21 protein-coding genes are annotated in these 20,903 nt (G+C 68.8%); 9 read left to right on the top strand and 12 right to left on the bottom strand.

What is annotated here, in order from left to right; all coding sequences use genetic code 11:
* Nucleotides 1-828 carry an undecaprenyl-diphosphate phosphatase gene (locus tag AB0M24_RS03555; RefSeq protein ID WP_363760449.1) on the bottom strand — a complete coding sequence of 276 codons (828 nt, stop codon included), beginning with the start codon at nucleotides 826-828 and terminating at the stop codon, nucleotides 1-3.
* Nucleotides 825-1,874 (bottom strand): LLM class F420-dependent oxidoreductase, encoded by a 1,050-nt coding sequence (locus AB0M24_RS03550; protein WP_363760446.1) that lies wholly within the window; start codon nucleotides 1,872-1,874, stop codon nucleotides 825-827. Before AB0M24_RS03550 ends, AB0M24_RS03555 begins: the two co-directional genes overlap by 4 nt.
* Nucleotides 1,875-1,945: 71 nt before the next feature.
* Here AB0M24_RS03550 and AB0M24_RS03545 point away from each other — a divergent pair, with 71 nt between their 5' ends.
* The 4 genes from AB0M24_RS03545 (at nucleotide 1,946) to AB0M24_RS03530 (ending at nucleotide 4,643) form a co-directional block, all read left to right on the top strand.
* Entirely contained in the window at nucleotides 1,946-2,911 is a 966-nt protein-coding gene (locus AB0M24_RS03545; protein ID WP_363760442.1) for an aldo/keto reductase, read from the top strand.
* A gap of 49 nt (nucleotides 2,912-2,960) precedes the next feature.
* Nucleotides 2,961-3,644 (top strand): carbonic anhydrase, encoded by a 684-nt coding sequence (locus AB0M24_RS03540; RefSeq protein WP_363761562.1) that lies wholly within the window; start codon nucleotides 2,961-2,963, stop codon nucleotides 3,642-3,644.
* 70 nt (nucleotides 3,645-3,714) lie between these two features.
* Nucleotides 3,715-4,434 (top strand): hypothetical protein, encoded by a 720-nt coding sequence (locus tag AB0M24_RS03535; protein WP_363760439.1) that lies wholly within the window; start codon nucleotides 3,715-3,717, stop codon nucleotides 4,432-4,434.
* Nucleotides 4,431-4,643 carry a DUF5703 family protein gene (locus AB0M24_RS03530; protein WP_030465938.1) on the top strand — a complete coding sequence of 71 codons (213 nt, stop codon included), beginning with the start codon at nucleotides 4,431-4,433 and terminating at the stop codon, nucleotides 4,641-4,643. The genes AB0M24_RS03535 and AB0M24_RS03530 overlap by 4 nt, the downstream gene beginning before the upstream one ends.
* Here AB0M24_RS03530 and AB0M24_RS03525 read toward each other — a convergent pair.
* On the bottom strand, nucleotides 4,636-5,568 hold the full coding sequence (locus tag AB0M24_RS03525) for an aldo/keto reductase (RefSeq protein WP_363760435.1): 933 nt from the start codon (nucleotides 5,566-5,568) through the stop codon (nucleotides 4,636-4,638). The two genes, AB0M24_RS03530 and AB0M24_RS03525, sit on opposite strands and share 8 nt — an antisense overlap.
* Nucleotides 5,569-5,638: 70 nt before the next feature.
* Here AB0M24_RS03525 and AB0M24_RS03520 point away from each other — a divergent pair, with 70 nt between their 5' ends.
* The 3 genes from AB0M24_RS03520 (at nucleotide 5,639) to AB0M24_RS03510 (ending at nucleotide 10,671) form a co-directional block, all read left to right on the top strand.
* Nucleotides 5,639-6,361, top strand: coding sequence for a helix-turn-helix transcriptional regulator (locus AB0M24_RS03520; RefSeq protein WP_363760432.1), 723 nt, complete (start codon nucleotides 5,639-5,641; stop codon nucleotides 6,359-6,361).
* A gap of 46 nt (nucleotides 6,362-6,407) precedes the next feature.
* A complete protein-coding gene (locus tag AB0M24_RS03515) occupies nucleotides 6,408-10,046 on the top strand; it encodes a hypothetical protein (RefSeq protein ID WP_363760429.1) in 3,639 nt (1,212 codons plus the stop codon).
* A 187-nt stretch (nucleotides 10,047-10,233) separates the two neighbouring features.
* On the top strand, nucleotides 10,234-10,671 hold the full coding sequence (locus AB0M24_RS03510; protein WP_363760426.1) for a hypothetical protein: 438 nt from the start codon (nucleotides 10,234-10,236) through the stop codon (nucleotides 10,669-10,671).
* A 25-nt stretch (nucleotides 10,672-10,696) separates the two neighbouring features.
* Here AB0M24_RS03510 and AB0M24_RS03505 read toward each other — a convergent pair whose 3' ends face one another.
* The 9 genes from AB0M24_RS03505 to AB0M24_RS03465 form a co-directional block, all read right to left on the bottom strand.
* Nucleotides 10,697-11,692, bottom strand: a complete 996-nt coding sequence (locus tag AB0M24_RS03505; protein WP_363760423.1) for a hypothetical protein — start codon at nucleotides 11,690-11,692, stop codon at nucleotides 10,697-10,699.
* Nucleotides 11,689-12,795, bottom strand: a complete 1,107-nt coding sequence (locus AB0M24_RS03500) for a hypothetical protein (protein ID WP_363760420.1) — start codon at nucleotides 12,793-12,795, stop codon at nucleotides 11,689-11,691. The genes AB0M24_RS03505 and AB0M24_RS03500 overlap by 4 nt, the downstream gene beginning before the upstream one ends.
* Nucleotides 12,796-12,806: 11 nt before the next feature.
* The gene (locus tag AB0M24_RS03495) at nucleotides 12,807-13,640 is read right to left on the bottom strand and encodes an alpha/beta hydrolase (RefSeq protein ID WP_363760417.1); all 834 of its coding nucleotides are present in this window, start codon (nucleotides 13,638-13,640) and stop codon (nucleotides 12,807-12,809) included.
* Between the two features lie 57 nt (nucleotides 13,641-13,697).
* Nucleotides 13,698-14,480 carry an SDR family NAD(P)-dependent oxidoreductase gene (locus tag AB0M24_RS03490; RefSeq protein WP_363760414.1) on the bottom strand — a complete coding sequence of 261 codons (783 nt, stop codon included), beginning with the start codon at nucleotides 14,478-14,480 and terminating at the stop codon, nucleotides 13,698-13,700.
* 10 nt (nucleotides 14,481-14,490) lie between these two features.
* Nucleotides 14,491-15,816, bottom strand: coding sequence for a M20/M25/M40 family metallo-hydrolase (locus AB0M24_RS03485; RefSeq protein WP_363760411.1), 1,326 nt, complete (start codon nucleotides 15,814-15,816; stop codon nucleotides 14,491-14,493).
* 19 nt (nucleotides 15,817-15,835) lie between these two features.
* Nucleotides 15,836-16,726, bottom strand: coding sequence for a glutaminase (locus AB0M24_RS03480; protein ID WP_363760408.1), 891 nt, complete (start codon nucleotides 16,724-16,726; stop codon nucleotides 15,836-15,838).
* 30 nt (nucleotides 16,727-16,756) lie between these two features.
* Complete coding sequence (locus AB0M24_RS03475; protein WP_363760405.1) at nucleotides 16,757-17,344, bottom strand: DUF6801 domain-containing protein; 588 nt, start codon at nucleotides 17,342-17,344, stop codon at nucleotides 16,757-16,759.
* Nucleotides 17,345-17,488: 144 nt separating this feature from the next.
* On the bottom strand, nucleotides 17,489-18,646 hold the full coding sequence (locus AB0M24_RS03470) for a helix-turn-helix domain-containing protein (RefSeq protein WP_363760402.1): 1,158 nt from the start codon (nucleotides 18,644-18,646) through the stop codon (nucleotides 17,489-17,491).
* 58 nt (nucleotides 18,647-18,704) lie between these two features.
* On the bottom strand, nucleotides 18,705-19,373 hold the full coding sequence (locus AB0M24_RS03465) for a GAP family protein (protein ID WP_363760399.1): 669 nt from the start codon (nucleotides 19,371-19,373) through the stop codon (nucleotides 18,705-18,707).
* A gap of 79 nt (nucleotides 19,374-19,452) precedes the next feature.
* Here AB0M24_RS03465 and AB0M24_RS03460 point away from each other — a divergent pair, with 79 nt between their 5' ends.
* Together AB0M24_RS03460 and AB0M24_RS03455 are read left to right on the top strand one after the other, a co-directional pair.
* On the top strand, nucleotides 19,453-19,863 hold the full coding sequence (locus AB0M24_RS03460; RefSeq protein WP_363760396.1) for a hypothetical protein: 411 nt from the start codon (nucleotides 19,453-19,455) through the stop codon (nucleotides 19,861-19,863).
* 47 nt (nucleotides 19,864-19,910) lie between these two features.
* Nucleotides 19,911-20,900 (top strand): serine hydrolase domain-containing protein, encoded by a 990-nt coding sequence (locus tag AB0M24_RS03455; RefSeq protein WP_363760393.1) that lies wholly within the window; start codon nucleotides 19,911-19,913, stop codon nucleotides 20,898-20,900.
* Nucleotides 20,901-20,903 lie beyond the last annotated feature (3 nt).

Genomic DNA, 20,903 nt, shown 5'->3' with positions numbered 1-20,903 from the left:
TTAGATCGGCTGCAGCAACCCCATCGACAGCAGCCCCATCAGCACGAGGCCCAGCATCAGCCGGTACCACACGAACGCCGAGTAGGAGTGCTTCGACACGTACTTCAGCAGCCACGCGATCGTCGCGTAGCCCACCACGAACGCGATGATCGTCGCCACGATCATCTGCGGAACCGACGCCTGCACACCCTCACCCGAGCGCTCCAGCACGTCCGGGATCGAGAACAACCCCGCCCCGAACACCGCCGGAATCGCCAGCAGGAACGAGTACCGCGCCGCCGCCTCCCGCGTCAGCCCCAGGAAAAGACCCGCCGTCAACGTGCCACCCGAACGGGACACGCCCGGGATGAGCGCCAGCGCCTGCGCCAGACCCATCCCGATCGCGTCCTTCATCCGCAGCTCGTCACGCTGGTGCTTGGCCAGCTGGTCCGCCAGACCCAGCAGCAGACCGAACACCACCAGCATCGTCGCGGTGATCCACAGGTTCCGCGCCGACGTCCGGATCTCGTCCTTGAGCAGGTAACCGAGAACCGAGATCGGCACGGAACCGATGATCACGTACCAGGCGAGCTTGTAGTCCTTCTCCTTGCGCGCTTCCGCGCTGAACAAGCCCCGGAACCAGGCGCTGATGAAGCGCCCGATGTCCTTGGCGAAGTAGATCAGCACCGCCACCTCGGTACCCAGCTGGATGACCGCGGTGAACGAAGCGCCCGCGTCGTTGCCGAAGAACAGCGTCGACGTGATGCGCAGGTGCGCACTGCTGGAAATCGGCAGGAATTCCGTCAGTCCTTGGACCAGTCCGAGGACCAGAGCCTGCAACCAGCTCAACTACCCACTCCTGCCAGATCCAGAGCCTCGGCCGCGGTGCGAAGGCCCGCGATCCCCTGCTCCAGATCTTGCAGCATCGGCGAAATGGACAGCGTGGTGACCCCCGCGCCAGCGAGAGCCTTCATCCTGTCTGCTATGCGCTCCTTCGGACCCAGCAACGACGTCGCGTCCAGGAACTCCAGCGGGATCGCCGCCATCGCACCGGCGTAGTCCCGGGCCAGGTACTTCTCCTGGATCTCCTCGGCCTGAGCCGGGAAACCCATGCGCACCATCAGGTTGTTGTAGAAGTTCTGCTTGCGCGAACCCATACCGCCCACGTACAGCGCCGTGTACGCGCGAACCGGGTCAGCGCACGTCTTCCAGTCCTCACCGACGATCAACGGCACCGTCGGCACGACGTCGAAGCCGTCCATCGTCTTGCCGGCCTTCTCCCGGCCCGCCTTCACGCTGGCCAGGGACTCACCGGAGAACTCGGGCGAGAAGAAGATCGCCAGCCAGCCGTCCGCGATCTCACCGGTCAGCTCCAGGTTCTTCGGGCCGACCGAGGCGAGGTAGATCGGGATCTGCTCGCGCACCGGGTGCACGGTCAGCTGCAGCGCCTTACCAGGACCATCCGGCAACGGGAGCGTGTAGTGCTCGCCCTCGTACCGCAGCTTCTCCCGCGACAGAGCCTTCCGCACGATCTCCACGTACTCACGCGTGCGCGCCAGCGGCTTGTCGAACCGCACACCGTGCCAGCCCTCCGACACCTGCGGACCCGACACACCGAGCCCCATCCGGAACCGGCCACCCGACAGCGTGTCCAGCGTCGCCGCGGTCATCGCCGCCATCGCCGGCGTCCGCGCCGGAATCTGGAAGATCGCGCTGCCGACGTCGATGCGTTCGGTCTGCGCGGCCACCCACGAGAGCACCGTCGGCGCGTCGGAGCCGTAGGCCTCCGCGGCCCACACCACCGAAAAGCCGAGCCGGTCGGCCTCTTTGGCCAGCTCCAGGTTCGCGGCGTCGTTGCCGGCGCCCCAGTATCCGAGGTTCAATCCGAGCTTCACGGGCGAGACCCTACCGGTCAGTAACACCGATTGCCAGGCTCAGCCGATGATCACCCCTTAGCATCGCGCACGTGGAACAGCGATACCTCGGCCGCAGCGGCCTCCGCGTGTCCAGGACGGCACTGGGCACGATGACGTGGGGCCGCGACACCGACGCGGACGAGGCCGCCACCCAGCTCATGGCCTTCGCCGACGCCGGCGGCACCCTCATCGACACCGCCGACGTCTACGTCGAAGGCGAGTCCGAACGCATCCTCGGCGGCCTGCTCGGCGAAGTCGTCCCCCGCGAAGAACTCGTCATCGCCACCAAAGCCGTCGCCCGCCGCACCGAAGGACCGTTCGGCGGAGGAGCCTCCCGCGGCGCACTGCTCAACGCACTCGACGGATCCCTGCGACGCATCGGCGTCGACCACATCGACCTCTGGCAACTCCACGCCTGGGACGCGAACGTGCCCGTCGAGGAATCGCTGTCCGCCCTTGACCACGCGGTCTCCTCCGGCAAGGTCCGGTATGTCGGCATCTCCAACTACAGCGGCTGGCAACTCGCCACCGCCGTCATGACGCCCTCGACGTTCCCGCTCATCTCCACCCAGCACGAGTACTCGCTGCTGGAACGCGGCATCGAACGCGAGGTCGCCCCAGCGGCGCTGCACCACGGCCTCGGACTGCTGCCCTGGGCGCCCCTCGGACGTGGGGTGCTCACCGGCAAGTACCGCAACGGCACCCCACCCGACTCGCGCGGCGCGTCGTCGCACTTCGCGGGCTACGTGGAGCAGCACCGCAACGAACGCGCCGCCCGCATCGTGCAGGCCGTCGCGACCGCCGCGGACGGGCTCGGCACCTCGGCGTTGTGCGTGGCCCTGGCGTGGGTGCGGGACAGGCCCGGGGTCGTCGCACCGGTGGTGGGAGCGCGCGACACCAACCAGCTGATCGCCTCACTCGAAGCCGAGCAGCTCACGCTCCCACCCGCGATCAGGGCCGCGCTGGACGACGTCAGCGCCATCGAGCTCGCCTATCCCGAACGCCCGATGCCGTAGCAGGACCCCGGCACATTAGGCCGAACGGAGCAGGTCTACTTTGCGCGCCGTGCCCGAATTAACCCGCCGCGCCTTCGTTGGCCTCACCGCAACAGCCCTGGTCACCACACCCGCAGCCGCCACAGCGACACCGAAGGCGGCCGACGACGCCTGGACCCGCCTCCTCGAAGGCAACAGCCGCTTCGTCGAAGGCCGCCAGATCCACCCCCACGCCACCGGCCACTGGCGCGAACAGCTCGTCGACGGCCAGCACCCCTTCGCCTGCGTGCTGGGCTGCGCGGACTCCCGCGTCCCGCCCGAGATCGTGTTCGACGACGGCCTCGGCGACATCTTCACCATCCGCGCCGCCGGCGAAGTCCTCGACTCCAGCGTCATCGGCAGCATCGAATACGCCGTGCAACACCTGCACGTGCCCCTCGTCGTCGTCCTCGGCCACGCCAACTGCGGCGCGGTCAGCGCCACCATCGACGTCGTCCGAGGAAAAGGCCACGTCACCGGCGACATCAGCACCCTGGTCCGCACCATCGAACCCGCCGTGCGCGCCACCACCCCGGACGCCGACGACCAGCGGTTCCTCGCCGCGTGCGTCGCCGAACAGGCCCTCCGCACCGCCGAGATCCTGCAAGAACGAAGCGTCATCATCCGAGAGGCCGTCGCCGGCAAAACCCTCAGCGTCTTGGCTGCTTCTTATGACCTGGGTTCCGGTCGGGTCGTACGTCTCGGGAAACATTAGTTTTAGCCGACACTGAAGCAATAGAGATAACTACCAAACAGGGCCGAACGGGTTTCACACCACCCCTTGCGTGACCTCCGACCGAACGTCGTGGATGCTGGTAGACCACGACGTACCTCAGGAGGAACCGATCTTGCGCCGGCTCGCTGCTCTGATCTTGACCACCGCCACGCTGACCGCGTGCGGGCAGAGCGAGGGGTCACAGGATCCGCTCCAGGTCGCGGAAACGCTCGAAGCCGCCAAACCCGCCCACTCCCCCGCCCAGAACGGCACCCCGCCCGGCGAGATCAAGCCCGGCGGCACGTTCCAAGACGGCGGCACCACGCTGAAGTTCCAGGTCAACGGCAAGGACGTCGAGCTCGACCGGCTCCGCAGCGCGGTGTTCGAGATGACCAAGGACGACAAGGGCGCCGAAACCCGCGGCGCGGGCCTGAGGGCCGGTGACGGCGCCACCAACGCCGTCGCGGACCGCTACGGCCGGCTCCTCGTCGTCGACACCCGCGGCGGCGAGTTCATCGCGTTCAGCATCAACCCGCTGATCATGCGCCAGCGCTACCCCGTCCCCGGCAGCCCTTACGGCATCGCCTACGACGCCAAGCGCGACATCGCGTGGATCACGCTCACCGAGCGCAACGAGGTCGTCGGCCTCAACGTCGCTGCAGGCGAACCGGCCGAGAAGTACCGGTTCTCCACCGTGCGTCAGCCCAACACGGTCAGCGTCGACCAGGAATCCGGACGCGTCACCGTCACGTCCGGCGACAACGGAGGGATACAGGTGATCTCGCCATGAACGAAGGGGTGATCGACGGGGACTGGGAGTACCGGCCACTGCGTCTGCCGCCCGGCATCTCCCGCCGCACCGCGACCACGCAGCTGGCCATCCACGCCGAGTTCGCGGGCTGGGAACTGTCCCGCACGCTGCTCTACGGCGACGGCTCCCGCAAGGTCTGGCTCCGTCGCAAACGCCAGCCCGCACTGTTGCCAGGCCTGATCACCTGACGACAACGCCCGACCCGAACGCGGAGGGCTCGCACTCCGCGATGAAGTCCGCCGGAAAGCCCCGCACGAACGGGGCCGCCGCCGACAGGCGCGCGACCGCTTCCGGCGGCAGATCAACCTCGCCCAGGCAGTCCGCCACCTGCCCCGGCGTCCGCGCGCCCACCAACGGCAGCGCCCCACCCCGGCGCACCCACGCCAGAGCCACCTGAGCCGGCGTCGCGCCCAGCTCACCCGCGACCTCCCGCACGGCCAGCGCCACGGCCTCCTCCCGCGCCGTCAGCTTCCCCGCGCGAACTGTGCCCCCGGACAGCTTCCCCGCGGCCAACGGACCCCACGCCGCCACACTCATCCCCAACGCGTCAGCCATCGGCAACAACTCACGCTCCACATCGCGCTGCAGCAGGCTGTACGGCACCTGCAACCCCGCGAACGACGTCCACCCCCGCCACTCGGCCAGCGTGTTCGCCCGCGCCACGAACCACGCCGGCGCATCGGAGACCCCCACGTACAGAACCTTCCCCGCACGCACGACGTCGTCCAACGCGCGCATGGTCTCCTCTGCCGGCGTGTGCCGATCCCACAAGTGCACCCACAGCACGTCCACGTAGTCCGTGCGCAGCCGTCGCAACGACTGCTCCAACGACAACACCAGGTTCTTGCGGTGGTTCCCGCCCGCGTTCGGATCGTCCGCATCCCGCGACAACGAGTACTTCGTCGCCAGCACGAACCGATCGCGCCGCCGCAGCACCGCCCCCAGAATCTCCTCGCTCTCCCCGTATGCCGAAGCGGTGTCGAGGAAGTTCCCGCCGGCGTCGGCGTACACGTCGAGAACAGCGCGCGCCGACTCCGCAGAACGCAACGTCATCGTGCCCAGCAACAACTCCGAGACCCGCAAGCCGGTCTGCCCGAACAGTCGGTATCGCATGATCCACAGCATCACCCGCTCCCCCGCACGACAGGGAGACCGGCTCAGGGCCCCTCTAAACTCGGCGATCATGGCCGACAACGCACTGGGCCGGTTCCTGCGCGCCCGCCGCGAAGCCACCCCACCACCGGACCGGCACCGCCGCCGCACCCCAGGGCTCAGAAGAGGCGAGCTCGCGGACCGCGCGGGCATCAGCGTCGAGTACCTGACCCGCCTCGAACGCGGCACCGACCGCTCCCCCTCCGGCCAGGTCCTCACCTCCCTCGCCGAGGCCCTCGACCTCACCGCGGACGAGCGCGTCCACCTGTACAGGTTGATCAAGGCGGACCAGACCTGCGCACCACCCGCTCCCTCGCCGCTGCGCCCGACCGTCCTGAAGATGCTCGAAGCCCTCGAACCCACCGCGGCTTGCGTGCTCAACGCGACCAGCGACGTTCTCGCCAGCACCGAACGGTTCCGGCAGATCTCCGGCCTCGACGACGAACCGAACCTCGTCCGCTTCGCCTTCAGCACCGAGGCCAAAGCCCTCTACCCCGACTGGCCGCAGATCGCGAACGACCGCGCGGCATCCCTGCGAGCCGCCGCCGACCTCGGCGACCACGCCGCGACGGCCCTCGCCTTCGAACTGTCCATCACGGCCGGCGCACCGTTCACCACCAGGTACGAAGCAGCATCTTCGCTCCCTCCCACCACCGGCACCGAACGCTGGGGCCCTCGTCTCCTGGCGTTCGAGACGCTGCTCCTGCCAGGCGACACCGAGTACAGGTTGATAGCGTACTTCAGTCAACACTGAAGCTATAGAGCATGACGATCTGAGAGCGGATGGAAGAATCCCTGTCATGCCTCGCCCGGAACGACCGCTCGACCCCTTCGCCGGGCCTGTCGAACAGTTCGCCTTCGACCTCCGCAAACTCCGCGAGAAAGCCGGCTCCCCCGGCTACCGCGAGCTCGGCAAGCTCAGCCACTACTCCGCCAGCACCCTCGCCGACGCCGCCCGCGGCCAGCGCCTCCCCAGCCTGGCGGTGGCGCTCGCGTTCGTCCGCGCGTGCGGCGGCGACGAGGAAGCGTGGGAACAGCGCTGGCGTGAGATCGGCGAGCAGGACGGCGAGGCGCCCGGCCCCGACTCCCCCTACGTCGGCCTGAAGGCGTTCACCGAGCAGGACGCCGACCGCTTCTTCGGGCGGGAGAAACTCCTCGGCAAGCTCCTGGCCAAGCTCGAGCACCACCAGACCGTGCTGGTCGTCGGCGCCTCGGGCTCAGGCAAGTCCTCGCTGCTCAGGGCCGGTCTGCTGGCCCGCGAAGAAGGCGAGCTGATCACTCCGGGCACCCACGACACGCTCCCCCAGGCCGAACTGCTCGTCGTCGACCAGTTCGAGGAGATCTTCGCGCTCCCCCACCGCGACGAATTCATCGCCGAACTGACGCAGCGCGAGGGCCGGACCGTCATCGGCATGCGCGCCGACTTCTACGGCCACTGCGCCCGCTACCCCGACCTCGTCAGCGCCGTCGAGGACGCCCAGGTCCTGGTCGGCCCCATGACCACGGACGAGCTGCGCCGCGCCATCACGCAGCCCGCCGTCGAGGTCGGCTGCGCGCTCGAAACCGGCCTCGTGGCGCGGCTCATCGCGGACGCCACCGGCGAACCCGGCGTCCTCCCCCACGTCAGCCACGCGCTTCTCGAGACGTGGCAACGCAAACGCGGCAACACCCTCACGCTCACCAGCTACCACGAGAGCGGCGGCATCGCCCGTGCCATCGCCAACACCGCCGAGAACGCGTTCACGAGCCTCGACGAAGAGCAGCAAACCCAAGCGCGCCAAGTGTTCCTGCGCCTGATCAACCCCGGCGACGGCACCGAGGACACCAAACGGCACGTCAAGAGGGAGGAGCTCGCGGCGGACGAGGTCGTCGAGCACCTCGCGAACGCGCGCATCCTCACCGTCGACGACGACAGCGTCGAGATCAGCCACGAAGCCGTCATCCGCGGCTGGCCCCGCCTCAAGGACTGGCTCGCCGAGGCACGCGAGGACATGCGCGTGCACCGCAGGCTCACCGCCGCGGCCGCCGACTGGGAAGCGCACGACCGCGACCCCGGCTCGCTCTACCGGGGCGTCCCGCTCGTCCAGGCGAGCGGCTGGGCAGCCAGGGAACCCGGCGCGCTGAACGCCGCCGAGCAGGCGTTCCTCGACGCCAGCAAGGCCGCCGCACAGCAGGACCTCGCCACCGAGAAGCGCCGCACCACCACCCTGCGCCGCGTCGTCGCCCTGCTCGCCGCGCTGCTGCTCGTGGCCACCACCGCCACCGTGTTCGCCGTGCGCGCGCAACGCCAGACCACCGAACAACGCACCATCGCGCTCGCCCAGAAAGCGATCGCCGACGCCGACAGCCTGCAGGACCGCGACCCCGGCCTCGCGAGCCAGCTCCGCCTCGCCGCCTACCGCCTGACCGGCCTGCCGGTCGCGCGCGACAGCCTGCTCAGCACCTTCGCCGCACCCCAGGTGACCCTCGTCAAAGGCCACGCGGATGCCACCGCGTTCGCGATGTTCAGCCCCGACGGCAAGACCATGGCCACGGTCGCCGACGACAAGCAGCTGATCCTCTGGGACATGGCCGACCCCCACCACCCCGCCGAGCTCGGCCGCGTCCACTCCGGCGACGACGCCACCCACGGCATGGCGTTCAGCCCGGACAGCCGCACCGTCGCCGCGGCGGGCTGGGACGGCCTCATCCGCCTCTTCGACGTCTCCAACCCTGCCCGCCCCATCGAGAAGGCCCGCATCACCGGCCACGAGGGCCAGGTCCAGGCCGTCCAGTTCACCCCGGACGGCCGCACGCTCGTCAGCAGCGGCCAGGACAAGACCATCCGGGTCTGGAACATCTCCGGCCCCGCCACCCTCGTGCGCACCATCCAGGCGCACGGCGACGTGGTGCACAGCATCTCGCTCAACCGAGCGGGCACCCTGATCGCGTCCTCGTCCTGGGACGGCACGGTCAAGCTGTGGGACCTCGCGACCGGCGAGCAGCTCTCCGCGGTCGACCCCGCCCCCGGCACCTTCGAGTCCGACGGCGTCGCCTTCCACCCCAACGGCCGCATCATCGCGACCGGCGCTGACAACGGCGACGTCGTGCTGTGGGACGTGAGCAACCCGCGCGCCCCGACGAAGCTCGCCGAGGCCACGAACCGCAACCTCTCCATCCACACCATGGCCTTCTCCCCCGACGGGAAGTTCCTCGCGAGCGGCGGCGGCGACAAGACCACCCAGATCTGGGACGTCACCGACCCCGCGAAGCTCCGGCCCGTCACGGCGCTGGCCGGCCACACCGACACCCTCTGGTCGGTCGCGTTCAGCCCCGACTCCCGGCAGCTGGTCACCGCCACCACCGACGCCGAGGTTCGTGTGCTCGACCTCGCCAACCTCAACTACGCGCACCACACGTGGACGGTCTGGAAGCTCGACTACGACAAGCGCGGCCGCTACTTCGCCAGCGTCTCCTCCGACGGCACCATCAAGCTGTGGCGTCCCGACGACCGCCACGCCCAGGAGATCTCCACCCTGCCCAAGCTCACGCCGGACGACGAGGCGCTCACCGTCGACGTCCACCCCGAACAGGACGTCGTGTTCGGGGCGACGATGGCGGGCAACGTCCTGTGGGACGTCACCGACCGCAACAAACCCCGCGAGCTCAGCCGGGCGATCAGCGGCAGCAACCCGATCGTCGCCGCGACCTTCAGCCACGACGGCAAGATGCTCGCCGTCTCCGAGGACACCGGCGTGCTCGGCCTCTGGAACGTCGAGGACCCCGCGCACCCGGTGAAGGCGGGCAGCTTCGCCGTGCCGAAGACCTACACCGTGTGGCAGGTCGAGTTCTCCCAGGACGACCGCACCATCGTCGTCGCGAACGGCAGCCACGAGCTGCAGCTGTGGGACGTCAGCAACCCCGCCTCGCCCCGCGCGTACCCGGCGTTGCGCACCGACGACAACCCGAACCCGATCCGCCGCGGTGGCCAGGCCGGGCGCGAGGAGGTCATGACCGTCGTCATCCACGGCAACGTCCTGGCGTTCGCCAACACGGGCAACAGCGGCGCGCTCTACGACATCAGCGACCCCGCCCAGCCCCGCAAGCTCGGCACCCTGCCGAACGACGGCGGGCCGCTGCAGCGCCTCGCCTTCTCCCCCGACGGCACCATGATCGCGGCCGGCACGACCGACGACCTGGTCCGCGTGTGGGACGTGCGCGATGCTCGCAACCCCCAGTTGCGAGCAGTGCTGCACGGCCACGCGGAACGGGTGTGGGGCGTGGCCTTCGCACCGGACAACCACACCCTGGCGACGGCCGGCGCGGACCGCACCGTCCGCGTCTGGGACATCGACGTCGAGGCGACCGCAGCCCGCGTGTGCGCCACTACGACGGCGCACCTGTCCAATCAACACTGGGAGCAGTACTTCCCCGGCGTCGAGCCGAGGCCTCTTTGCTGAACAACACCCTCACCGTTCCTCTCGACGCCATTTGTAGTGCGAAAACGTTGTGTGGTGTCGATGCGGGTTCGTCGTACAACAACGTCTGTGCAACTGCGCGCCCAAGTTGGGCGAAGGTGAGCCTTCAGTCAACACTGAAGCAATAAAATTCTCCGAACTAGTTGCCGATGTGATCAGATTCGGTGTCATGGAGCTCGTGCCGCATGAAGTCGGGGTCGCGCACAGCGCACTGCCGCACGACGAAACGTCCGTCAGAGCCCTGCTCGCCGAAGCCGCGGCGCAGGGCCTGCACACAGTCGTCGTCACCGCTGACGAAGGCGACGAACAAGCCCTCACCGTGCTGCGCGAACTACGCGCCGAATGGCACACCGAGGACGGCAAGGTCACCGCGTCGCTCGACACCGACGCCCAGGGCCAGCTGGCCCACCTGTGGGGCCTGACGGAGGACGAGCGGGCCGCGTGGCTCGCCGCGTTCCCCCGCCACGACGACCCGAACTGGTGGATGCACCGGCTCCTGGTGCTCAACCACCACCCGGAGTGGGCGCCGCTGAAGGACTGGCTGGTCGGCGAGCACGTGCGCCTCTTCGGCCGACCGCCCGGCCGCGCCCGCCGCTCCCCCGTCTAACTGCTGCCCGCTCGCCCCTCCCCGGTCAGCCGGGGAGGGCGCTGAAGTCCGGCTGCCGGTAGCGCCGCCACCACGGCATGGGGTCGCTGCGCCGGTCGGCCCTGCCCGGTCGCACGACGGCGAAGGTCAGCACGTTCATTCCCGGCACGCCCACGGCGAGGACTCCCTTGTGCGTGCCGGCGATCCACATCACCTCGGTGGCGGCGATGTTCGCGATCAGGTCTGGTGGCGGCTGCGGGAACCGCACCAAGGCCGGTCCATCGGGAAGGTCCGCGATGCCGGCGACGTAGTACCCGCGCTGCCACCGGAACAACGTCATCGGCACGGGAGTCCACTGCTCCGAGCCCGCCACCGCCTTGGCGAGCGCGCGTTCGCGCCAGCCCGACTCGACCACAGCGGGGACGCCGAGCACTCCCGGCAACCACAGCGCGGCCGCGAGCAGGCCCGTCGGCGCGAGTGGTGACAGGCTCGTCGACACCAGCAACCAGAAGATCCCGGCGCTGATCGCCATCAACACCCAGCGGAACGGCCCCAGCTGACGGCTCAGCCTGAGCACGTCCTGGATCCCCTTCTCGTCGCCAGGACGGTCGAGCGCGGGCTCCACCTGGTCGAGAGCGGGGTACTCCCCCGCGTCACCCTGGACCTTGCGCATCGACGTCCAGCCGGGTGCCCGCACCAGCGCGCGGCCTTCCGCGTCCGGGCCGCAGACGAAGACCTCCCGCTCGTCCGCCGCCGGCACTCGCCGCCACGGCTGGTCCAGCAGCCCCCGCCGCACCGCTCGCTTCACCCCGCGGTTCACCAGGAACATCGGCACGTACATCACCAACGACACACCCAGGACGACCCTCGCCACGAAGTTGCCGGACGTCGCCGGCACGGCGAAGGTGACGACGAACAGCACCGCCGTGATCAGAACCCTGACGCGGTCCTCCAGGCCGATGCGGATGCCCACGAGCGCCAGACGGGTCGACCAGTCGTCCTTGGCGGGCACGTCCGTCCGCGGTTCCAGGTACCTGATCACCGGGGCAGCCCGCTGAAGTCCGGCTGGCGAAGGCGTTGGATCCACGGGACAGGTGCCTCTTTCGGTGTGTCGCTGTCAGGTTGGACCGCCGCGATCGTCAGCACCGGCAGTGCAGGCACCCCGACGGCGATCACGTCGTCGTGCATCCCGGCGATCCACATCGTGCCGGTGTGGGCGATGTTGGCGATGACGTGCAGGTTCGGGTCGACGAACTGGACCAGGGCGAGCCTGCCGCCCTGCATGGTGGCGAGGCCCGCGACGAGGGTGCCCGGCTTCCACGGGAACAACGTGACCGGCACCGGCGTCCAGGCCTGCGCGGCGTGCACGCCCTTGACGGCGTCGCGGTACCAGCGGCTCAGTTCGATCAGCGACGGCAGCAGGAGCAGCGACAGGACCAGGACCAGGCCGCCGACGACGAGCCCGGCCGGCGCGATCGGCCACAGGCTCATCAGCACGATCACCGCGCCGATCACGGCCGGGATGGTCGCCCCGAGCGTCGCGCGCGTGCCCGCCACCAGTCCCGAGAACGCCTTGAGCACCGCCGGGTCGGCGAGCGGACGTCCGATCTCGTGCGGCTCGACCGGCTCCCGGTCCACGAACGCGGCCGGGCGCGCGACCTTGGCGTTCGCCGTCTCGGCGAGTCCCGCGGCCCGCACGACCGCCTTGCCGTTCTCGTTCGGACCGCAGATGAAGATCTCACCGCGGTCGCGCACCACGTCCCGCGCGTCGTCGGTCATGAAGCTCTCGAGCACGACGTCCGGCAACCGCACGTAGGTGGCGTACTTGTCGTCGGGGTTGTCCACGAGAGTCGCCCGGCATCGCCGCCACGGCTGCTCCAGCAGTCCCCTGCGCAGCGGCAACGTCTGGACGCGGTGCATCACCGGACCGATCGCGCCGACCAGTGCCAGCAGCGACAACACCACGATCGCCGCGATGTTGCCCATCGTCATCGGCAGGAACAGGCAGCCCACGATGCCGGCAGCCGACACCAGCGCGATCACCGACAACGTGCCGCGCACCAGGCCTAACTCCTGCAGGATCAGGCCGGTGGACCAGTCGTGTTTCGCGGGCACGTCCGTCCGCGGTTCCAGGTACTGCAGCACCAGCCCCCCAGCTATGCCTTGGCGGCCACCTCGCGGATCAGGTTCGCGAGCTCAGCAGGCCGTTCCAAGGGGAGCATATGCCCTGCATCGGTCAAAACGACCGCCGTACCACCGAACTTGATCGCGTCCGACTCCGGCACGAGCCGGTCCTCGTCCCCCACCACCGCGACCACGGCCTTCTCCTTGGCCACGGTCAGCCCGGCCTCGCGGTCGTACCGGTCGACGGCGGGCCGGAACAGCGCGACCGTCTCGGGCCACTGCCCCCACACCATGTCCGCGGTCAGCTCGACGTCCTGCTCGTCCGGCTGGTCACCGAACAGCCACCACCGCAACCCCGCGGTCTTGGTCGGCTCGATCCTCTCCCGCACCGCGCGCACGATCGGCCCGAACGCCCTTTCGAGCTCCCGGACGAGCTTCCCGACCGCCTTCGGCCACGCCAGCGAGGTCTCCGAACGCCCGCTCGCCGCCGTCGACACGAACACGTTGCCCAGCACCCGTTGCCGGAACAGCCGCGGCCTGCGCTCGGCCATCGCGAGCGCCGCCATGCCACCCATCGAATGCCCGGCGATCACGACCTGCCCCTGCGGGACCGCGCGTTCGATCAGCTCCCCCAGGTCGTCGCCGAGCTGCTCGATCGTGGCCGTCTCCTTGGTGGCACCGCCCGACTTCCCGTGCCCGCGGTGGTCGTACGCGATGACCTGGAACTCCTCGCTCAGCGCGGCCACGACCTTGTGCCAGCTGCGGTGGTCGAGCGCGTAGCCGTGTGCCAGCACGACCGTCACCGGTGCCTCGGGATCACCCGCGCGCACCACGTTGAGCTCGGTCCCGTCCTCCAGCCGCACCATCGGATTCCCTTCGCCGTGTCGTCTGATTGTCCTAACGAGACAACACGGAACCGGTTATCACGCTCGCCCGAGCACCACATCGGGTGGCATCTGCCCGACCCCTGGCACCCCGCGGAACTGATACGCCGAAGCCTTCCCGCCCGCCTGGATGATCCACGCCTCCCCCGGCTCGGCCTCCGCGATCACCGACTCCAACGCGTCCGCGATGTCCGTGGGCGTCAGCAACGGGAACGAGACCGCGACGAACTCCTCCTTCGCCGCCCCGAGCAGCAACGTGTCCACGAACCCAGGACACAACGCGGCCACCACGATCCCGTCCGCGGCCAGCGCCTTCCCGGCAGCCCGCACGTACCCGACGACCGCGTGCTTCGTGAGTGTGTACAACGGATCCGAAGGCATCGCCGCCAGCCCGGCCAGCGACGACGTGATCACGATCTTCCCGCCCCCGGCACGCCGCAACGCCGGCACCGCCGCACACAACCCGTAGACGACGTGGTCGACGTTGACCCCGACGAGCTTGCGGTACCGCGCGACGTCCAGCGCGTCGTCGACCCCGGCCTGCCCGCCACCGATCCCGGCGTTCAGGTGCACGATGTCGAGCCGCCCGAACTCCTTCTCCACCTGCGCGACCACCGCGGGCATCACGTCGGGGTCCGTGACGTCACCGACCACCGCGATCCCGCCGACCGCGGAAGCGATGCGTTGTGCCCCTGCGGCATCGAGGTCCAGCACGGCCACCGAGGCCCCGAGCCGGGCGAGGCGGCGCACCACCGCCGCGCCGATTCCGCCCGCGCCGCCCGTCACCAACGCGACCCGGCCTGTCAGATCCACAGTGGACACAACGCACTCCTCAGCTGTTGCGAAGGAAACGGTCCAGAACGCGCACACCGAACCTAAGTGCATCCACCGGCACGCGCTCGTCCACGCCGTGGAAGAGGCCGGAGAAGTCGAGGTCCGGCGGCAGCTTCAACGGCGAGAAGCCGAAGTTGCGGATGCCGAGCTGCTGGAACGACTTCGCGTCCGTGCCACCCGACAGCATGTACGGCAGCACGCGCGCACCAGGGTCCTCGGCGATGATCGACGCCGTCATCGCGTCCACCAACGCCCCGTCGAACGTCGTCTCCACCGGCGGCAACCCGACCCACTCGCGCTCGACGTCCGGCCCGAGCAGCTCGGCGAGCTCGCGGTCGAACGCCTCCTCGCGGCCCGGCAGAATCCGGCAGTCGACCGTCGCCTCGGCGGTCGACGGAATCACGTTCGCCTTGTAGCCCGCGGACAACATCGTCGGGTTCGCCGTGTCCCGCAGCGTCGCGCCGATCATCCGCGACAACGCGCCGAGCTTGCCGAGCGAACCCTCGAGGTCGTCCTCGGGGAAGTCGAGCCCGGTGATCTCCGTGACGCCGTCCAGGAACTCGCGCACCGACGGCCGCACGATCAGCGGCCACTTGTGCTGGTCCAGCTTGGTGACCGCGGCGGCCAGCTTCGCCACCGCGTTGTCGTGGTGGATCATGCTGCCGTGACCCGCGGTGCCCTTGACCCGCAGCTTGAGCCAGCGGATGCCCTTCTCCGCGGTCTCGACGAGGTAGGCGCGGACGTCGTCCTTCAGCGTGATCGAGAACCCGCCGACCTCGGAGATCGCCTCGGTCACGCCCTCGAACAGCTCGGGCCGGTTCTCCACCAGCCACTTCGCGCCGAACAGACCGCCGGCTTCCTCGTCGGCGAGGAACGCGAACACGATGTCGCGCGGCGGGACGATGTTCTCCCGCTTGAAGTGCCGGGCCAGGGCCAGCGTCATGCCGACCATGTCCTTCATGTCGACCGCGCCGCGCCCCCACACGTACCCGTCCTGCACAGCGCCGGAGAACGGGTGCACCGACCACTCGGAAGCGTCCGCGGGCACGACGTCGAGGTGACCGTGCACGAGCAACGCGCCACGACTCGGATCCGCCCCGGCGAGCCGCGCGATCACGTTGCCACGGCCGCGAGCACCAGACTCGACGTACGTGGTCTCGTACCCGACCTCGGACAGCTTCTCCGCCACCCACTCGGCGGCCTCGCGCTCCCCCACCAGCGTCGCGGGATCACCCGTGTTCGTGGTGTCGATCCTGATCAGCTCGCTGACCAGGGTGACTGCCTCTTCTTCTGCCAGCGCCAGTGCGTTCCCCGTTGTGCTCACATGGTCTTCCTACCACCAGTCAGAACACCGACCAGCCTGTGAGAGTGGTGAATCGGTCCAAGGCGTCCAAGCCCGCCACGGAGTTCCCGCGCCCGTCCAAGCCCGGACCCCACACGCAGATCGCGCACTTCCCGGGCACGACGGCGACGATCCCGCCCCCGACACCGCTCTTGCCCGGCAACCCGACCCGGTAGGCGAACTGACCGGCCGCGTCGTAGGTGCCGCAGGTGAGCATCACGGCGTTGACGCGCTTGGCCCCACTGACGCCCAACAGCCGCGTGCCGTCGTTACGGACGCCATGACGGGCCAGGAACAGCGTGGCGCGAGCAAGATCCGCGCAGCTCATCGCGATCGAACACTGCCGTACGTACTCGTGCAGCACCACGTCGACGGAGTGGCGCATGTTGCCGTACGAGGCCATGAAGTGGGCCAGCGCGCGGTTGCGATCGGAGTGGTCCAGTTCGGACTTGGCGACCTCGGGATCGACGTCGATCGCACCGTTGCCGCTCTCCGCGCGCAAGAAGGCCAACAGCCGGTCGGACGCACCCAGCCCCAGATGGTCGGTGACGACCAGAGCACCGGCGTTGATGAACGGGTTGCGCGGGATGCCCTGCTCGCTCTCCAGTTGGACCAGCGAGTTGAACGGCGACCCCGACGGCTCACGGCCGACGCGCGACCACACGTCGTCAGAGGCGTGCAGCGCCAGAGCCAGCATGAACGCCTTCGAGATGCTCTGGATCGAGAACGGCGTCAGGTACTCCCCAGCGCCGAAGACCTCGCCGTCCAGTGTGGCGACGGCGAGGCCGAAGGCGTGCGGGTCGATCCTGGCGAGCGCCGGGATGTAGTCGGCGGCCTCGCCTCCTGGCGTGACCTCGGCGGCGATGCAGTCCACCAGTTGCTGGAGCTCCATGCCGCCGATCCCATCACAGGACCGGTACTGCTACGACACCGGGAAAGTGTAGAAACTCGTGTTCTGACCGGCCTTGACAGTGCACGGAACGGTGATCGTGCCGAGCCACGTCGGCGAGCCGTCGGCCTGGCGCGGCGTCAGCTTGAGCGTCGCGTTGCCGAGCGAGATCGTCGCCGAACCGACGTTCGCCAGCGTCATCGCCGGGAACGTGCCGGTCGCCGTCACGTCGAACGTGCCGCTGGACGGCACCGCCGTGTTCGGGATGGTCGACACCGACGTCAGCGTCTGGGTGGCGCCGCCGTTGGTCACCGGCACGTTGCTGGTCATCGTGCCGTCCACCGACTTCGCGCCGAGCCAGCCCAGCGTGGTGGTGGCGTCCTCCGACACCGTGCTCTTCACCGTGGTGTTGGACACCGCGGTCGGCACCCCGACGGTCGCGGAGTCCGGCAGGTCCGCCGAGCTGACCGTGGTCGGCATGTCCTGCGCACCGATGATCGAGAAGTTGCAGGAGTAGGCGATGTTCAGCGACGCGGACGCGGCGAAGCTGGGGACGGCCGTCACGACGCTCAGCGCTCCGGCGGCGAGAACGCAGGCAGCGGCGCGTGCGAGGGTCTTCATCTGCAGGGACCTCCATGAGTACGACATTGAACTGCAAGAAGGCGGGTCTTGTTTACTCGCCAGTAAAGTAGCGACCCCGGATTCCGCAATGCAAGAGAAAACCCGCTTTTGTCACCTGCGTACGAATTGACTCGTGACGATTTATCAGTCGCGATCCAATAAATAGTGCGCGCGCAGTGCCAGCTCCAGCGTGAACCGCTCCTCGGCGTCGTGCATTCGGTCGCCGAAGAGTTCGTCCAACTGGTTCACCCGGTAGCGAACGGTCTGCGGATGCACCTGCAGCCGAGCGGCGACCTCGGGTGCGCCGCCGCGTGCCGACAGCCAGACGAGGAGCGTTTCCGCGAGTTTCGTGCGTTGCCGGTCTGTCAACGATGCCAACGGCGCCAACGCCCGTTCGGCCAGCTGCCGGGCGAGGAACTCGTCCGCGAGCACGGTCAGCTCGACCAGATGATCAGCGCAGTCCAGCACCGGCCGGTCCGGCAGCACCTTCTCCCGCGCCAGCGCCAGCACCCGGCGTGCGCTGGCCAGCGACCTCGGCGCCTCGGCGGGCACGACCGGCACCCCGATCGCCGCCCGCCACCCCGGCAGCGCGCGACGGATCCAGCGCGTCACCGCGACCGGGTTCGGCACCAGCAGGTACGGCGTGGCGTCCTCGAAGTTCACCAGCACGTCCGGCGGCAGGTCGTCAGGCGGTGCGGCAGACGGCTCAAGCGCCACCGCGCACAGCCGGTCCGGCATCGGCCACGCCGCGGCGCCGGCCGCGTCCAGCACCGCCTGCCAGTTGCTCGACGGATCACCGACCAGCAGCTCCATCAGCTTGCGCCGCTTGCGTTCCAGCGTGCCCGCCGCACTCGCCTGGGCGGCCGCGTACCCCTCCACCGACAGGCTCACCAGCTCGTCGACGTGCGCGATCATCGCCTCGCCCAGCACCGACATCAGGCGCAGCGACAGTTCCCGCTGCTCGGCGAACCCGCACACGTGCCGCCACGCCACCCGCGCGCCGATCCGGTACGCCGCCTGCAGGCTGTCGAGGCTGCGGCCGGACTTGAACTCCCACGCCCCGAGCTTGCGGTGGATGTCGTCGTGCGGATCGGGCTCCGACTCCGGTTCGGCGATCCTGTCGACGAACTTCACCAACGCCTGTCGAATGCCGTCGACGACGTTGTCCCTGAACTGGCCGTATTCCGGAATCGATTTCTCGATCGCTTCGAAAATGCTCACCGAGACCGGCGCGACTTCCATTCGGAGCAACGGCGCCAGCTCCCGCGGGACCGATCTGCGGGGATCGTCCAGCCCAGTCATCCTCGCGAGTGTAGAAGAAAAACGAAACGCGGTCGTTCAGCCAGTTGGACCAAATGGTTCACATCAGGAACAGCCGAGCGATGGCATCGCGCGCCACCAGGAACCCGGCGATGCCGAGAATCCAGCCGGTCATGCCGGCGCCCTTCTCCGCGAACCACGTGCTGATGCGACTCAGCAACGGCTCGATCTTCGCGCGCAACGCCAGCCTGCCCCCGAGCAGAACCACCGCCGGCACGATCATGACCAGGCAGTATCCGGCGAGCAGCAGCCCGATCTGCGGTGCGCTCAGGTCGGCGGCGCTCATCATCCCGATCGCGCCGAGGTACGGCAGCATCGTCGCGAGCTCGACGACACCGGCGAGCACCGCGATGCCCGCCAGCGCGGCCACGGAGCCGTTGGCGTTGATCCGCTGCTGCCACTTCCCCGTGTTGGTCTGTTTCTTGCTGTCGAACCGGAAGCTGATCGCGAACAGGAACACGCCGATCACCAGCTGGACCCACAGCGCGATCCTGCTGTCGAGGTGCCCGATCACCTGCGACGCGCCCAGCACGATCAACACGCCGACACCGAAGTAGAAGACGGTGATCGTGCCGAGGTAGACACCGAACCTGCCGAGTTTCAGCCGGCCCGGCGTGAGCATGAGCCAGATCGGGATGAACAACGTCCCGATGCTCGTCGAGTCGAGCAGCGCCAGCCCGGCCAGCGCGGCCACCAGTCCCAGTGTCATACGATCCCCCCATTATTTAGCACGGTCGTGATAATACAGGCCGCGCAACCACCGACCCGAGCAAGGCGTCAAGATCGGCATGAGGCGTTGGGTGTGGGCGGCCGGGACCGTGGTGGCGGTGGTCGCGGGTGTCGTGGTGTGGCAGACGACGACAACGGAGTGGACGACGGTGATCACCGCGATCCATCCCGACGGCACCGTGGAGTGGGTCGAAGGCGAGGCGCGGCACACGGAGGAGAACAACTCCTACGTCTTCGAACTGCCTGGGCAGCCGCACGTGTCGAAGCTCGCCGACGACGTGGTGATCCGCACCGCGCTCGGCTGCTCGTCACCCCCGACGAGCGGGCTCGACCTGTCGTGGAACGGGCTGGGCGCGGTCGAGTGCAGCCGGGAGGAGTTCCTGGCGATGAAATCCCCGCCGTACGCGCCGCGCCTGACCTTCAACTGGAGCGGGGAGATCACCGAGATCGCCGGCCGCTATCACCCGTAACGGAAAAGAACGCGCTTTCCGGACTACTGCCGTGCCACGGTCGCCACATGGAAGATGAGCTGGACGAGATCGCCCGTGCCAACGACTTCACCGGTGTGGTCCGGGTGGAGGAGGACGGGCAGCTCTTCGAGAAGGCGTACGGGCTCGCGCACCGCGGCTACAACATCGCGAACACCGTCGACACCAGGTTCGCGATCGCCAGTGGCGGCAAGGGTTTCACCGCGCTGGCCGTGGTGAGCCTGATCGAGGACGGCACCCTGGACTACGACACGAAGGTGCGTTCGCTGCTCGGCGACGACCTGCCGTTGATCGACGACGAGGTCACCGTCGGGCACCTCCTCGCGCACAGGTCCGGTATCGGTGACTACTACGACGAAGAGGTCTTCACCGACCTCAACGACTACTTCCTGTCGATCCCCGCGCAGAACCTGCTCGACGTCGAGCAGTACCTGCCGATCCTCGGCGGTTTCCCGCAGAAGTTCGCGCCCGGCACCCGGTGGGCGTACAACAACGGCGGCTACGTCGTGCTGTCGATCATCGCGCAACGGGCGAGCGGTGTGCCGTACCAGGACCTGGTGCTGGAGCGGGTCTGCAAGCCGGCGGGCCTGAAGGACACCGACTTCCTGCGGTCCGACTCGCTCGGCGAACGCACCGCCATCGGCTACCTGCCGAAGGACGGCGAGTGGCGCACCAACGTGTTCCACCTGCCGATCCGCGGTGGCGGTGACGGCGGCATCTACACGACGGCGGCCGACGTCAGCGCGCTCTGGAAGGCGTTCTTCGACGGACGGATCGTGTCGGAGAAGTGGGTCGCGGAGATGGTCAGGCCGCACAGCGAGATCCCCGAGGACAAGCTCCGCTACGGCCTCGGCTTCTGGCTGCACGGGTCGAGGCACCAGGTCCAGTTGGTCGGGCAGGACGCCGGGGTGTCGTTCAAGACGGTGCACGAGCCCGACTCGGGCATCACTCGCACGGTGATCGGGAACACCTCGGACGGAGTGTGGCTGGTCGCACGGTTCCTCAACAACCGAGGGTGATCC

Origin of the sequence: Lentzea sp. NPDC051838 (assembly GCF_040681245.1) — a bacterium.
Taxonomy (GTDB): domain Bacteria; phylum Actinomycetota; class Actinomycetes; order Mycobacteriales; family Pseudonocardiaceae; genus Lentzea.
The sequence above is the reverse complement of the archived record's forward strand: the minus strand, read 5'-3'. Positions and strand labels throughout refer to the sequence as shown.

What these genes read in the sequence shown, in the direction of transcription:
- AB0M24_RS03470 (WP_363760402.1), bottom strand. Translation starts at nt 18,646, where the DNA reads ATGACTGGGCTGGACGATCCCCGCAGATCGGTCCCGCGGGAGCTGGCG.
- AB0M24_RS03525 (WP_363760435.1), bottom strand. Translation starts at nt 5,568, where the DNA reads ATGCGATACCGACTGTTCGGGCAGACCGGCTTGCGGGTCTCGGAGTTG.
- AB0M24_RS03455 (WP_363760393.1), top strand. Translation starts at nt 19,911, where the DNA reads ATGGAAGATGAGCTGGACGAGATCGCCCGTGCCAACGACTTCACCGGT.
- AB0M24_RS03510 (WP_363760426.1), top strand. Translation starts at nt 10,234, where the DNA reads ATGGAGCTCGTGCCGCATGAAGTCGGGGTCGCGCACAGCGCACTGCCG.
- AB0M24_RS03495 (WP_363760417.1), bottom strand. Translation starts at nt 13,640, where the DNA reads ATGGTGCGGCTGGAGGACGGGACCGAGCTCAACGTGGTGCGCGCGGGT.
- AB0M24_RS03480 (WP_363760408.1), bottom strand. Translation starts at nt 16,726, where the DNA reads ATGGAGCTCCAGCAACTGGTGGACTGCATCGCCGCCGAGGTCACGCCA.
- AB0M24_RS03515 (WP_363760429.1), top strand. Translation starts at nt 6,408, where the DNA reads ATGCCTCGCCCGGAACGACCGCTCGACCCCTTCGCCGGGCCTGTCGAA.
- AB0M24_RS03520 (WP_363760432.1), top strand. Translation starts at nt 5,639, where the DNA reads ATGGCCGACAACGCACTGGGCCGGTTCCTGCGCGCCCGCCGCGAAGCC.
- AB0M24_RS03530 (WP_030465938.1), top strand. Translation starts at nt 4,431, where the DNA reads ATGAACGAAGGGGTGATCGACGGGGACTGGGAGTACCGGCCACTGCGT.
- AB0M24_RS03460 (WP_363760396.1), top strand. Translation starts at nt 19,453, where the DNA reads ATGAGGCGTTGGGTGTGGGCGGCCGGGACCGTGGTGGCGGTGGTCGCG.
- AB0M24_RS03465 (WP_363760399.1), bottom strand. Translation starts at nt 19,373, where the DNA reads ATGACACTGGGACTGGTGGCCGCGCTGGCCGGGCTGGCGCTGCTCGAC.
- AB0M24_RS03475 (WP_363760405.1), bottom strand. Translation starts at nt 17,344, where the DNA reads ATGAAGACCCTCGCACGCGCCGCTGCCTGCGTTCTCGCCGCCGGAGCG.